The sequence below is a fragment of the Bacillus sp. DX3.1 genome, assembly GCF_030292155.1.
In the GTDB taxonomy this organism is placed as follows: Bacteria; Bacillota; Bacilli; order Bacillales; family Bacillaceae_G; genus Bacillus_A.
Genome location: NZ_CP128153.1, coordinates 2,364,425 through 2,378,386 on the forward strand (window position 1 = coordinate 2,364,425; position 13,962 = coordinate 2,378,386).

A 13,962-nucleotide genomic window follows, 5' to 3' on the forward strand; every position below is an offset into this window, starting at 1 on the left:
TTTATAAGAATGCTGATAAATCAAGATTTCTAAAAAAATTTTGAATAAACTTTATTTTAAAATGGGTGAAATTGACGTGACATACCCATCATTTTTGAGGGTGATGGGGAAATATCCTATACGTACTAAACCCTAACAGTAATATTACTTTTTAGATTTAATAATTTATCATAAAAATCCGCGTACTAAAATAAATTTTCTGTTATTTTTGATTTGTTTGTTTTATCGCTGTAATATGAAAGCATCAGGTTAAATTGAAACGAGGGAGATAGATTGAAGGTAATTAAAAAAATAGGTCGTTTTTGCTCAGTTGATCATGATGGTTATATGATTAATGATTCACATATGAATAAAGTTCAACCAGCTTTTTTTGAGGTTATACAGGAAGTGAAGGATACTTGTATTCGCCTTTTAAAGAATGATTTACATAGTATTTATATTAGAGGGTCTATTCCGAGGGGGATAGGAATAGAGGGAATCGCAGATATAGATACTATCGTCTTAGTTGGAAAGGATCCTAAGGTGATAGATTTAGGCGGGAGAGAAAATATAGAGAAAGAAATTTTGAGGAACTTTCATTGTGTATCTGGAGTGGAATTCAGTTTTTATCATGTAGAAGATGTGCTAGATTCTACTAACTTTTTATTTGTTAGCTTTATGATTCAGACGCACAGCATATGCATATTTGGTGAAGATGTAAGGTATCAGTTGCCAAAATATAAAGTAAGTATAGAGTTAGCAAATGAGCATCTCATTCATTTACAAAAGCAAATAGAACAAGCCCGTGAAGAACTTATTCATCATAATGGTAGTGATGATATACAAGACTGTTGCCGCTGGATTATGAAAATTATTGTTAGGGCGGGACTAGCACTGACAATTGATAGGGAGGCATTGTATTCAAGAGATTTATATCCGGCTTATGAATTATTTAGTAAGCATTTTCCTGACCAAGAACAACAAATGAGAAAAGCGCTCCAATATGCGATTGCTCCTTCGGAAAATGCACAAGAAATTTTAGCGTTTTTGGATGGTTTTGGAGATTGGATAATGAAAGAATCTGATCAATGGTTAACTACTAATAACTTTAGTTAATTATAATTATATTATGCAAACAAGTGTTTTCTTGAATTTTATAGAATCATGTATGAAGAGGCGGGAGATGAAAAACATGGATTTTTATATTGTTGATGTTTTTTCACAAGGTAAATATACCGGCAATCAACTTGCTGTTTTTACAGGTGCTTATCAAATTTCGGGTGAGGAAATGCAGCGAATTGCCAAAGAGATAAACTATGCTGAAACAACGTTTATTGTATCTAAGGAGGAGAGCAACGAAGGATATAGTGTACGCATTTTTACGCCAAACGAAGAAGTACCTTTTGCGGGACACCCGGCGTTAGGAACGGCTTTTATACGTAAGCGTCAAATATTCCCCACCTACTATCTGTAAATAACCCATGAGATAATCTCCTTACATACTACATGTGGAGGTTTTTTTATGAAAAGACACCTATTAAAGAAAGAATGGGAAACTTATATTCAAGACTATAAAAACAGTGGATTATCAAAAGTTGCCTGGTGTCAAAAACAGAACCTACCAGTTCATCAGCTATATTACTGGCTGAAAAAATTATCACTTGAAACTGAAGATCAAAATAAAAATGAGCGTGTGAATTGGATTTCTATGAATGTTCCTGTCGTAGAAGAAAACATACATGCCACCATTCGAATTCACATTCAAGAAACAACCATTGAATTGGATGTTCTCAAATACATCGCGAGGTGCTAGAGGAAGTGCCATCATGTATAGTGTGGTTGAAACCGCAAAAGAGAACAATCTAAGTCCCTATCATTATCTTCGTTATTTGTTTGAAACGCTACCCAATATCGATTTAAACAATAAAGAAGAAATTGATAAAGTCTTGCCGTGGTCAACGGATTTACCGTCTAGATGCAGAGTACCGAAAAAAAGTGAAGTAAACAAAAAATAACTCCAAAATCAACTTTTATTGTATATTTTAGAGTTACTTTACGTTTACTTTTAAACACAAACCTTTATCCAAAAGCAATCATACCGTTCTTAACAGAATATGGTCTTCAAAGTAGGAAGTCCACAATTTATGTTGGGGACATGGGATAATATGTAGCAATTCGTAAATGAAAATGAGAAATTCAGTCAAAGTTAAAATCGTAACTAGATGAATATAAATGATAGAAAACAGCACCTCTTTTCCCTTGCATTAACTGCCCGTAAAGAAGCCCCTCACTGATTAAAGTTTCACGTTATCTAGTTAAAAATAGACAATTATAAGCATATGTTGTGGTTAGGGAACCTCAATAAATGTGTGAAGATTTATTGTAGAGGAGAGAAATGTGATGGGATTAACAATTTTACATATAGAGGATGATGAAGAAATTGGATTATGGGTAAGTGAGTTTTTTACTGAACGGGGATATAAAGTGATTTGGTTGAAGTCTGGCCTTCATGCATTTGAATACATGGAACAAACGGACGTTGTTATTATGGACATTATGCTTCCGGGGTTTGATGGTTATACGGTTGGACAGCGAATGAAGCAAAAGTTCCCTGAAATACCAATTATGATGCTCACAGCGAGAGCTTCAATAGAAGATAAACTGCAAGGGCTTGCTTTTGCAGATGATTATATGACGAAGCCGTACCATCCTGATGAACTCGAGGCCCGCATTCATGTTCTCTTAAGGCGACTCGGTGTGGTTTCTCCGGATCATATACAGTTGAACCATTTAAGTATTGACCGGAAAGCCAACCGTATTTTGAGTTCACAAACGAATAAAGAGATTGTCTTAACTGGTAAACAGTTTCATATCTTTATGTTTCTCTTCAATCATCCAAATCAGATTTTGACTCAAAAGCAAATATATGAAGCTGTGTGGGAAGATTCATATATAAAAGGGGATCGGACTCTTATGGTCCACATTCGTCATTTGCGTGAAAAAATAGAGATCGATCCCAGTCATCCTCAGATTATCGAGACGATTCGCGGCATCGGTTATCGGTTGAAGTTATGAATATTCGAAGATCGCTCGTTACCAAATATTTATTATTGATCCTTGCCTCTTTATTCATGTGGCCTATTTTGCCAGCAATCTATTATTTACCTGACATTTTGCTTAAACAAGATGCGATACATGAGCCACTGGAAATAGAAAAAATGTGGGAACATGAAGCTGAACAACTAAATGAAGCTAATGAGAATATAATCAATGAAAAGCTCGGTAAGATACAAGGACATTATCCGAAAGCTGAGCTGTTTTGGGTCGACAAAGCGGGGGAAACCCATGTGATCAATCAGCGTATCGTAGAGATTCCTGATCAATGGACACCTTTGAACCTCATCAACTATCTCGATAGGAAAAAGCAACAAGATATATTCACTGTGACAGCTACGATTGGTAAAGATGGTGAACAAGGATTTATGGTATTTCATATCCCAAAATCTATTACGACGCTTGCGATTCAGCCAGTAAATGGAGATCTCTTTTTAATCCTTATTATTTTTGTCGTAGGTGTTTCGATTGTAGTGGTATCTTTGTTATTTTTTTTTAGTATTCGCAAAAGACTTGTACAACTTCAAAGCGCAATGTCAGATACCGTAAATGATGGAATACCTGATAAGGTTACAGTCAATAACAGTGATGAGGTTGGACAATTGGAAAAGGCCTTTAACAGAATGATCAATCAGTTAAAAGACAGCCGGAAGCGCGAGAAGGAAGAAGAGTATCTACGAAAACAATTGATTGCGAATATCTCTCACGATTTACGGACGCCTTTAACCGTTATTAGACAGCATGCCTACTCCATTCAGAATAACCCCTCATCCTTAAAAGCAACCGCATCGGTACAAATTATCGTCAACAAACTAAATGATGTTGGAAAATTACTTGAAAATCTTCTTACTTACACATTACTTTCAGCTGGAAAGTATCCATTAGAGAAGAAAAACATAGATGTGATTGAAGAGTTACGTAATGCTGTCGCCGAGTGGTATCCGGTTTTTGAGAAAGAAGGTTTTGAAGTGAATGTCCATTTGGCTGACTGTTCATTGATTTGGCAGGTGGATCCTCTCTGGCTGCGCAGTATATTGGATAACCTGTTTCAAAATGTCATTAGGCATGCCAGTTCTGGCGGATATATTTGTGTAGAAACAATTGATCGTGAAGGCGACTTATTTATGGTCATCAGAGATAAAGGGCGGGGAATGGAGCACCACTCAGAAGCAAAAGGAGCGGGCATCGGGCTATCCATCGTTTCGCTCATGACCAGGGAAATGGATGTTTTTTGGGAGGTATCCAGTTCTCCACAAGGTACATGGCATTATTTAAGGCAAAAATTAAACTAGATTTAAACTTGAGGTCACCTCGATTTTCCATTCGCTCAATACAATGGATATCGAGGTGATTTTTTATGAGAGTTAAAAAAGAAATGGGCTGTGAGCAGGTTAGTGTCAAATTTGGATGCATGTGTATACAAAAAAATGGGGTAGATCAGTCTCAAGAAAATAATAGGAAAGGGTGTTTTTTAAGTGGATTCAAAGACTTCTATTGACAAATCTAACATGGATACAAATTCTGCATTGCCTTCACCAAAGAAAAGAGAAGGAATGAGCCTAAAGCGATGGCCATCTTGGATTGGGTATATAGCCATTGCTTGGTCAGCCCTTTATGGATCGATGCATCTTTACTGGGTGCTTGGAGGAGAGGGGTATCCTTTTAAGAATGAAGATGGTATGGATTTGTTTGCTGGAAAGGTTACTTATCTTCCGTCACAGGTTGGAGGTATCATATTTGTTGTTCTTTGTCTGATAGGTATATTAGTTGGATTTTCAATGAGGAAGCCAGTGGAAAAGACTTTCCAACAGCGGCTTATCCTCATTTATGCCTGGGGGTGGGCGGCTGCTTTACTCCTCTTTGTACCGGATGCCAGTCTGATTGCGGCCATGGCTTATGCTTTTTTATTAAAATTTAAATTTGACTGGCTGATGCTCAATCAAATTATATGTGTTCTAGGAGGAATATCTTGGGGGTTTTTCGCTGTAGCTTATCGAAGAAAAATACGCCATGCATGTGAATATTGTGGAAGGAAAGCGGACGGGAAAACATCTCTTCTCATGCGATGGAGTCGATGGATTACCTATCTTGCGGCTCTTGCTCCTATTCCATACGCAATTACGCGCTATGCTTGGGCATTGAAAATCCCGCTAGGAATTGACGCGAAGTTTTTGCAGGACTTTTCAAATGTTAACCCAGCGCATCATATTACTGAATGGGCTTTCGGATCGATATGTATCGCCGGTAGTATTCTTACGCTGGGTTTGATCCAGAAATGGGGTGAAACCTTTCCGCGATGGTTCCCATTCGTTAACGGTGAAAGGGTGCCAATCCTGCTGGCGGTGATTCCAGCATCGTGTGTAGCGATTGCTGTAACCGCTGCTGGCTTCACTTTTACTTTCGCTTTTATCGCGGTTAAACTTCACCTCGTGTCTACAGATAATATTTTGCTGAGTCACATTTGGGGTTCAATAGGGCCAATGCTTTTATGGATTCTCTGGGGGATAGCGCTAGGTCTTGCTTCTATCGCTTATTATTATCGTAGACGAGGTCAATGTAATTACTGTGGTAGAAATGAAAATGATGGTGGGGTGAAAGGAATTGAAGATTAGTCAAATGAAATGGGCTGGTTATGCCGCATGTATCTGGTCGCTCTTGTATATTCCGATTCACGTTTATTGGGCATTTGGAGGAATGGCATGGATGCCTGGGGTTTTGAAAGATGAGGCGATGTGGGAAGTAGTAAACTGGGGAGCATCTGCAATGTTGTTAGTAGCTGCAATACTTGCGCTTTCACTGGTTCATCCTTGGGGGAAAAGTATCCCACGATGGTTAATGCTTGTTATGGGCTGGACTGCTTGTATACTTCCGTTCATGCATGCTGTATATGGCTATGTTACAAAGGGGCTCTTATTGGCTGGCATTATTCGTTTAGAGTTCTTTGATTTCTCTGTATGGGCAACTTTAAACGTCGAATATTTGATCCTAACTGACTTTTTACTTTTCGAACCTTGGTTTTTAATCGCAGGGATCTTATTCGGATTGGCTACTTTGCACTATCAGAGTGATATAAGGGGAGTAATGGATCAACAATGTAATATTAAATAAGGTTTGAGCAATAAATAATGTAAAAAACCTGAAAAGTTACTGTAATTAATAATAATTGTGGATAAAATTTCAGATGTCTTATCCAATTAAAGGGCGCGATTGTGGAGCAACACAGGCAGAAAATGATCAAACTTTTTTATAAAACCGAAACAAAAATCTGCTGGATAAGAGTCCATTTTGATCAATCTTTTTTCAAAATGGACTCTTTTTATTTACCGTAGAATACGGGTTGACGCGATATTTTTAATCAAACTTTATTTTAAAGCTACAAAATTAAGTGCAGAATAAAAATTCCCCATGAATATTTTGTATTCTTTTTACATCCTGTATTTTTCTTAAAAAGAAAATTTAATATCGATGCACCACCAATGGTAATATATAGAACAGTTTGTAACATTCGCCAAGGATGTATCTCAGAACAAAAAGTAACCTGCACTCGTTTTGTCACTTTGTTTTAGCACGGCACGTGGCAGAAAAAGGCCCTGACCGTTTCTATGCATGGATAGACGCTCTCGTCTTTATTAAGAATCGAAAACCATGAGTGATTTCAATAGCAGCTGTCTCCACGGGAGGATAGACCTCGATAACGATGTGGGAAACTAAGACATCAATGTTGTAGTCAGTATTTTTAGGGAAAAAACAAGTCTAGAGTTCCCTTTTTTATAGGAAGCTCGAGCATTCAACCCACTGATAAAGGGAAACCCAAAGGGCATACTAAGATTATATTTAAAGTGGGAGGATATAAATTTGAGTACAATAGAGAATGCATTATCTATCTTCGCCTTAGGCGGCTTGAATGAGATCGGGAAAAATATGTATGCAATCGAATATTCAAACGATATCGTGATTATCGACTGTGGCAATAAGTTTCCAGATGAAAGTTTATTAGGAATTGATTTGATTATCCCTGATATAGCTTACTTAGTAGAAAATAAAGATAAAGTTAGGGCTTTAATTGTCACACATGGACATGAAGATCATATCGGGGGGATCCCGTTCTTCTTAAAAAAATTGAATGTACCCGTTTATGCCACACGCTTCACACTAGGATTAATTGAAATCAAATTAAAAGAACATAAACTTCTAAGAGAAAGCGAACTTGTTGAAATCAACTCAAACTCAAACTTGACAATCGGAGAAATGAGTGTAAGCTTTTTCAAAGTGACCCATAGTATTCCTGATTGCTTGGGAATGGTCTTTCACACATCAGAGGGTAATATTGTACATACGGGGGACTTCAAGTTCGATTTAACCCCTGCGAATAATGAGAATTCGGATATTCATAAAATGGCTGAAATCGGCAAAGAAGGGGTCTTGCTTCTATTGTCTGAGAGTACCAATGCAGAACGTCCTGGTTTGACCCCATCGGAACAAATGGTAGGTGAACATGTGGAAGCAACTTTCATGAAAGCCGAACGCAAAGTTATTCTTTCTACCTTTGCTTCAAATATTAGTCGCGTTCAGCAAGTCGTGAATGCAGCGCAAAAAACAAATCGAAAACTTGCGTTGCTTGGACGAAGTATGGTTAAGGTCGTAGCGGTTGCTATGGAACGTGGTTATTTAACAGTTCCAGATGGAATGTTAATTGACCCACATGAAATCAATGAAATGGCTCCTGAAAGGGTGGCTATTTTATGCACGGGGAGTCAAGGAGAACCATTGGCTGCTCTTGCTCGCCTGTCCACTGGAAACTTTCGCGGTGTCGACATTTTACCTGAAGATACGGTTATCTTTGCAGCAGGTCCAATACCCGGGAATGAACGAAATGTCACGAGTATCGTAGACAACTTATTTGCACTTGGAGCCAAAGTGATTTATGGATCAGGAAGTACATCCGGAATGCATGTTTCTGGCCATGGTTATCAAGAAGATTTAAAACTAATGCTTACATTAATGAAACCAAAATATTTTATTCCCATTCACGGTGAATTTAGAATGTTACACCATCACCGTTTGTTAGGTGAATCCGTTGGAGTAGAGCAAGGAAACACGTTTATCATCAATAATGGCGATGTCGTCGATATTGAACATACCATTGCCCGTCAGACCCGGAAAATACCGGTTGGGAATACCTACGTAGACGGGGGGGATGTTGATAATATTGGGGAATTTGTGTTACGAGACCGCAAACAACTTTCAGAGGATGGGCTGCTCATGATTGTTTTAACTATGAGCAAAGCGGAAGGAAAACTGATTTCTGAACCCGATACCATTTCTCGTGGATTTGTGGATAGAGATTTCTCGGAACTCCGAAGAGACGTTAATCGACTTACTACAAAAACTGTTAACGAGCTACAAGAAGCAAATAGAAACCAATGGAATGTAATGAAAAAACAAATAAAAAAATCAATACGACAATATGTATATACACATACTAAGAAAAAGCCAATGATTGTTCCTATACTTATTGAAATTTAATAGGGGGGAAGTTTTAAAAAAAATGAATTAATTGATCTTCAACAATTGGGCGCAATTCTCTAATAAGAATTGTGCTCTTTCTTTTGTATTGGACCATTTAATGGAATAAGAATTCCAAGTGTCCTGTTATAAAAATGTTTTAGACCGAACATCGTTGGTCTGATTAGATTTCTCTATTCTTATTTTTCTAATTTAATAAAATAAAGATTTAGACTGAGGACTAAGTTTCATTTCGTGAAGAAAGTTTTTATTAAAATAAAGGTAAACGTCAAATATTCCCCACCTACAATTTGTAAATAACTGTAGCTTTATAATAAAGTTTGATTAAAACATCTCGTAAACCTATATTCTGTGACAAAATAAAAGAATCCATTTTGAGAAAAGATTGATCAAAATGGATTTTTTTCTAGCAGTTTTAAGATTAGTTTTTATAAAAAAGATTGATTGTTTTCAAGCTATTCAACAATCGCCCCATTAGCTGAATAAGCCATTAACCGTTTATTAATTTCCTTAATGCTTTCAACTCTTCCAAAGCACCCTATGCCAAATAATACCTCATCTTCATGTAAATAAAGTTAATCAAATTAATACTAATCCCCTTTACATATATGCCATTTTTTAATGTTAGAGCAGTCTCAACAGCTATAAACTAAACCTACTTAAAATAAATTCAAAAGATGGACGTGTAATTTTACTCCCTTAATGTATAAAATATGAAACCACATCATTAGAATTGGATATTTTTATTAAAGAAGTATTCAGATTTTAGTTGTTGTCTGGTATTTTATTTTTATCTATAAGTTTAGGATCTATAACATTATCTCTTTTAGTAATTATGATATATTTCGCATTAGTATAAATCAAATTAAAATCATCAACTTGATTTTTGGTTACATACTCAGTAATTTCCTCAGGAATTTCACTTTCATCTTTTATGAAGTCCTCATATTTTAAAAACTTTTTCTTATAGTAATGATTATTCTCATAATCGACAAAAGGTTTAATAAGAAGATCTGAGAGATAAGTACTATTACTTTTATACTAAAGAATGAAATCATTCGAAAAAATAATCTTGATGAAATTCTATTACACTTCCAAGGAGGTTCAGTACCGGTCACTTTTCATCATGAAACAAATGTCGTATGGATGAAACAAAATGACCCTACGTTTGGGAAGGTTTTAGATAGAAAAGAAGTAGCGGAAGTATTGAATATTGATGCTTCACATATCGATAATCAATATCCGATTCAAGAAGTATCAACAGGATTGCCAGTTATTCTTGTTCCTTTAAAATCGTTAGCTGCGGTTAAGAATGTAAAAATAAATAAAGAAAAGTATTTTCAACTGATTGCACAAACAGAGGCAAAGGCAATTATGGTATTTATTTCTGAAACGTATAAGGAGGAAAATCACCTTAATGTTCGTGATTTTGCGGAGTATTATGGTATTCCAGAAGATGCAGCAACTGGGAGTTCAAATGGTTGTTTAGCAGCATATGTAACAAAGCACCGCTATTTTGGTAAAGAAAAAATAAATTTACATATTGAACAAGGCTATGAGATGAATCGTCCTTCTTTATTACATGTTCGTGCGGAAGAAAAAAATCATTTGATTGAGATTTTTGTAGGTGGGGAAGTAACAAGCATTGCTAACGGGAAATGGAACGTATAATACAAATAAAGGGGGATCTATATGATTTTAAAATCAATTTTTTGTCATGTAGAAAAAGAGCAAAAAGAGTTATTTTCAACTGCTCAAGAAAAATGGAAAGAATTAACGAAACTAGAAGGATTCCATGGGCAATTTGGTGGATGGAATGAGGGGACAGCTTGTATATTTGCTGTTTGGGGAAATATGAATACATACCAGCAATTTATGAATGAAACGCATGACACAATCTTTTGCAATAGCAATCAAAAGGATACATATACATCCTGTGAAACAGAATTATATCAATCTTTATTTGATATGACAGAGACTTCATTTACAGAAGTAATTCCAAATAGTTCTTTTGCAAGAATCGCAATATGCGATGTGAAAAATGGAGATGATCAGCAGTTTTTACATGTGCAAGAAACGGTTTGGAATATAGGTATGGAAAAATCAGAAGGGATGTTAGGTGGCATTGTTGGAAGGTCCCTTACAAAGCCTAATCGTTATCTCGTTCTTTCTTTATGGAAAGACGAAGAATCGCATCAATATTATGTGGAAGAAATTTTTCCAGCGTTATATGAATCAGCAAATGTATCGGCGTATGTGTCAAATGTAAATGGGAAACAGGTTACATACGTCGATGAGTGGTCTGTATGCCCCGCATATTCTTAATAAAAAGAGTGGATACATGATGTCATATCCAAGACATATTATTTCAGCAGTAACAGTTTTCTTGAATGAGAAGAATGAAATTTTGGTACAAAAAAGTCCGAAACGAGGATAGGAAATCCCTGGTGGCCAAGTAGAAGAAGGGGAAGCAATTCGTCAAGGGGAAGAGAATCGAAAGTAGAAACAGGGATTGATATATTTTAGATGCCTACAAGCAGCTATTTCTCGGTTTTTAACATTAATCCAACAGAAGTCCTCTTCCTCAAGCACGTGCAGGGCATATTGTTTGGCGTTAGGCTTCCGAAACACTATAACGAAAAAAAAGGAAGGTGGTTTGAAGTGAAAACTGTTACTTTTAACGCTCCGCCTTCCGAACAACAAAAAAAGACAGTTCAAACATTCAATTTTAATGGAGTGAATGGAGGGCTATTCACACGGGAAAAATGGAAGAAGTTAAAAATATTTTCCAATTTATATTTTTAAATACTTGCAAAAACAATTTGAATATTGTATATTTTATAGCAATAAGTGAATGTTATTTCAAAAGCGATGAAAAGGACACGAGTTATTTTTACGGTTATACAGAGAAGGAAGGAAAGCTGAGAACTTCCTAGCGCAGAAAAATGACTTACCACCTTAGAGCTGTATTGGGGAAAATAAGTATCCAATACCGTATAGCCACGTTACGGAAAAAGAAGCTATCAAAATCCTTTATAGAAAAGGTGCGATAGGAATCTGGGTGGAACCACGGATATAAGCATATTCGTCCCTATTACTAGGGATGAGTATGCTTTTTTATTTTTTAATTTTATATCATGATAAGCAAAGAAAAGGACACGAGTTATTTTTAACGGTTATACAGAGAAGGAAGGAGAGCTGAGAACTTCCTAACGCAGGAAAATAACTTACCACCTTAGAGCTGCACTGGGGAAAAACATAGTATCTAGTGCCGTGTAAGCGACGTTACCGCAAAAGAAGCCATCGTATTTTAAAATATGATGGGAATCTGGGTGGAACCACGGGTAAAAGCACACTCGTCCCTACTATAGGGATGAGTGTGCTTTTTATTATGAAATGGAGTGGTAAAGATGAGCGAACAAGTAATTCGAATTATTTTTCCAGATGGCAGTGCAAAAGAATATGTAAAAGGCATTACTTTAGAAGCGATTGCAGCATCGATTAGCTCGAGCTTAAAAAAGAAAGCTGTAGCTGGGCAGGTAAATGGTCAATTATTTGATTTACGCCGAAACATTAATCACGATGCGAAAATTGAAATTATAACTGTAGATTCGGAAGAAGGAATACAAATCGGAAGGCACACTGCTACGCATGTGTTAGCACAAGCGGTAAAAAGATTATATCGCAATGTAAAATTAGGAGTAGGACCAGTTATTGAAAATGGATTTTATTATGATATGGATCTTCCTGATAGTATGACTGTTGAAGAATTATCTCAAATAGAAAATGAAATGCAGAGCATTATAAACGAAAATTTAGAAATGGAACGAATGGAAGTTACTAGGGATGAAGCGAAAAAGATTTTTCAAGACTTGAATGACCACTTAAAGTTAGAGCTCTTAGATGATATTCCAGCCCATGAAATTGTAACAATTTATAAGCAAGGGGAATTTTTAGATTTATGCCGCGGGCCACATTTACCGTCAACTGGATATATGAAAGCATTCAAGTTGACTCACGTTTCTGGTGCATATTGGCGCGGTGATAGTAATAATCAAGTTCTTCAACGGATATATGGTGTTGCTTTTTCTTCACAAAAGGAATTAGAAAATCACTTGCAGTTTGTAGAAGAAGCGGCAAAGAGGAATCATCGTAAGCTTGGCAATGAACTTGAATTATTTATGTTCTCTGAAGAAGCACCAGGAATGCCTTTTTATTTACCGAAAGGGCAAATCATACGAAATGAATTAGAATCTTTTCTAAGAGAATTGCAACAGAAGCATGATTACCAAGAAGTTCGTACTCCTTTTATGATGAATCAAGAGCTATGGGAGCAATCAGGACACTGGGATCATTATAAAGATAATATGTATTTTTCAGAGGTCGATCATAAAAGCTTCGCGCTAAAACCAATGAATTGTCCTGGACATATGTTGATGTTTAAAAATAAGCTACACTCCTATCGAGATTTACCAATTAGAATGTGTGAGTTCGGTCAAGTGCATCGACATGAATTTAGCGGTGCGCTGAACGGTTTATTAAGAGTACGTACATTTTGTCAAGACGATGCACATATATTCGTTACACCGGAACAAATTGAAAGTGAGATACAATCGGTAATCAAACAAATCGATTTTGTCTATCGTACATTTGGTTTTGAATATGAAATAGAACTTTCGACAAGACCAGAAGATTCAATGGGAGATGACGAACTATGGAATAAGGCAGAAGGCGCACTTGAAAATGTACTGAAATCATTACATTATAACTATAAAATTAATGAGGGGGATGGTGCATTTTATGGACCAAAAATTGATTTTCATATTAAGGATGCATTAAGAAGAAGTCACCAATGTGCAACAGTTCAACTTGATTTTCAAATGCCAGAGAAATTCAACTTACATTATATTGACGATAAAAATGAGAAAAAACGACCTGTCGTCATTCACCGTGCTGTATTAGGATCACTTGATCGATTCTTAGGTATATTAATTGAACATTTTGGTGGAGCATTTCCAACATGGTTAGCTCCTGTTCAAGTAAAGGTGATTCCTGTTTCAGTAGAAGTACATGAAGGGTACGCGAAAGAGATGGAGGAGAAGCTGAGACATGCTGGTATACGAGCTGAGCTAGACGTTCGTAATGAAAAACTCGGATATAAAATACGAGAAGCACAAATGAAAAAGACTCCTTATATTCTTGTAATCGGGGATAAAGAAATCGAGAATGAAGCTGTAAATGTACGTAGGTATGGAGAGGAGAAATCTGAAGTTGTTTCGCTATCTGCATTTATAGAAAGTGTACAGGATGAAATTTATAAGAAATGCTCTAGATAAAAAATAT

10 protein-coding genes, 2 pseudogenes and 2 other annotated features are annotated in these 13,962 nt (G+C 36.3%); all 12 genes and pseudogenes read left to right on the plus strand.

What is annotated here, in order from left to right:
- Positions 1-273 precede the first annotated feature (273 nt).
- The 12 genes and pseudogenes from QRE67_RS11575 to thrS all read left to right on the plus strand — a co-directional run bounded on the left by QRE67_RS11575 (position 274) and on the right by thrS (position 13,955).
- Complete coding sequence (locus QRE67_RS11575; RefSeq protein WP_286124975.1) at positions 274-1,095, plus strand: nucleotidyltransferase; 822 nt, start codon at positions 274-276, stop codon at positions 1,093-1,095.
- A gap of 76 nt (positions 1,096-1,171) precedes the next feature.
- Positions 1,172-1,432 (plus strand): annotated as a pseudogene (locus QRE67_RS11580) (PhzF family phenazine biosynthesis protein); the annotation flags it as partial.
- A 69-nt stretch (positions 1,433-1,501) separates the two neighbouring features.
- Entirely contained in the window at positions 1,502-1,792 is a 291-nt protein-coding gene (gene tnpA, locus QRE67_RS11585) for an IS66 family insertion sequence element accessory protein TnpA (RefSeq protein ID WP_286124976.1), read from the plus strand.
- Positions 1,758-1,994 (plus strand): annotated as a pseudogene (locus tag QRE67_RS11590) (transposase domain-containing protein); the annotation flags it as partial. The gene tnpA and the pseudogene QRE67_RS11590, both read left to right, overlap by 35 nt.
- Positions 1,995-2,379: 385 nt before the next feature.
- On the plus strand, positions 2,380-3,054 hold the full coding sequence (locus QRE67_RS11595) for a response regulator transcription factor (RefSeq protein WP_286124977.1): 675 nt from the start codon (positions 2,380-2,382) through the stop codon (positions 3,052-3,054).
- 68 nt (positions 3,055-3,122) lie between these two features.
- On the plus strand, positions 3,123-4,385 hold the full coding sequence (locus QRE67_RS11600) for a HAMP domain-containing sensor histidine kinase (protein ID WP_286124978.1): 1,263 nt from the start codon (positions 3,123-3,125) through the stop codon (positions 4,383-4,385).
- A gap of 183 nt (positions 4,386-4,568) precedes the next feature.
- The gene (locus QRE67_RS11605; protein ID WP_286124979.1) at positions 4,569-5,705 is read left to right on the plus strand and encodes a hypothetical protein; all 1,137 of its coding nucleotides are present in this window, start codon (positions 4,569-4,571) and stop codon (positions 5,703-5,705) included.
- A complete protein-coding gene (locus QRE67_RS11610; protein ID WP_286124980.1) occupies positions 5,695-6,201 on the plus strand; it encodes a DUF3995 domain-containing protein in 507 nt (168 codons plus the stop codon). Before QRE67_RS11605 ends, QRE67_RS11610 begins: the two co-directional genes overlap by 11 nt.
- Positions 6,202-6,948: 747 nt before the next feature.
- On the plus strand, positions 6,949-8,619 hold the full coding sequence (locus QRE67_RS11615; protein ID WP_286124981.1) for a ribonuclease J: 1,671 nt from the start codon (positions 6,949-6,951) through the stop codon (positions 8,617-8,619).
- Between the two features lie 1,080 nt (positions 8,620-9,699).
- A complete protein-coding gene (locus tag QRE67_RS11620; protein ID WP_286125260.1) occupies positions 9,700-10,290 on the plus strand; it encodes a PhzF family phenazine biosynthesis protein in 591 nt (196 codons plus the stop codon).
- Between the two features lie 21 nt (positions 10,291-10,311).
- The gene (locus QRE67_RS11625; RefSeq protein WP_286124982.1) at positions 10,312-10,944 is read left to right on the plus strand and encodes a YdbC family protein; all 633 of its coding nucleotides are present in this window, start codon (positions 10,312-10,314) and stop codon (positions 10,942-10,944) included.
- A 537-nt stretch (positions 10,945-11,481) separates the two neighbouring features.
- Positions 11,482-11,715, plus strand: a binding site (T-box leader).
- 42 nt (positions 11,716-11,757) lie between these two features.
- Positions 11,758-11,986 (plus strand) — a binding site (T-box leader).
- Positions 11,987-12,029: 43 nt separating this feature from the next.
- A complete protein-coding gene (gene thrS, locus QRE67_RS11635; protein ID WP_286124983.1) occupies positions 12,030-13,955 on the plus strand; it encodes a threonine--tRNA ligase in 1,926 nt (641 codons plus the stop codon).
- The last annotated feature ends 7 nt before the right edge of the window (positions 13,956-13,962 follow it).

Coding starts and splice junctions, on each gene's coding strand:
- QRE67_RS11625 (WP_286124982.1), top strand. CDS start 10,312: ATGATTTTAAAATCAATTTTTTGTCATGTAGAAAAAGAGCAAAAAGAG.
- QRE67_RS11595 (WP_286124977.1), top strand. CDS start 2,380: ATGGGATTAACAATTTTACATATAGAGGATGATGAAGAAATTGGATTA.
- thrS (WP_286124983.1), top strand. CDS start 12,030: ATGAGCGAACAAGTAATTCGAATTATTTTTCCAGATGGCAGTGCAAAA.
- tnpA (WP_286124976.1), top strand. CDS start 1,502: ATGAAAAGACACCTATTAAAGAAAGAATGGGAAACTTATATTCAAGAC.